General features: G+C 61.9%; 1 protein-coding gene. It reads right to left on the bottom strand.

All coding sequences use genetic code 11. The features are described from left to right. Positions 1-378, bottom strand: a 378-nt coding sequence (locus tag AC0L20_RS40140) for a dermonecrotic toxin domain-containing protein (RefSeq protein WP_473295691.1), incomplete at both ends; no start/stop codon positions are given.

The following is a 378-nucleotide window of genomic DNA, read 5'->3' on the forward strand; positions in this document are numbered from 1 at the left end:
GTCTCACGCTCTTCAAAATTGTGCAGCGCGGCATCCAGCAGCGACACGGTCCAGGTACGCGCCCCGGTCTTGATCGGGAAGCCTGGCACCGTGACGGGTACGTAGAGGTGCAGGAACGTAGCCTGTACGTCCAGGTCAAGGCCGAAGCGGGTTTTCAGGGCTTGCTTGAGGATGGGCTCGGCGTAGGCTTTGGCATCCGCGATCTTTTCCAGCTTTTTGTCGATGCTGTTCTGCGCCGTCATGTAATTGGCAATCAGCCCTTGCAGGCGCTCGTGCTCGGGCGTCGTCGCTGCTTTGACTCGCGATGACAGTGCAACTGGCGCGTGTTTCAGCGCGCAGTGCCGAGCGGACGAGGCCTGGCCCAGCCAGTCGGGCAGG

It is taken from the genome of Bradyrhizobium sp. Kon58, assembly GCF_055807455.1.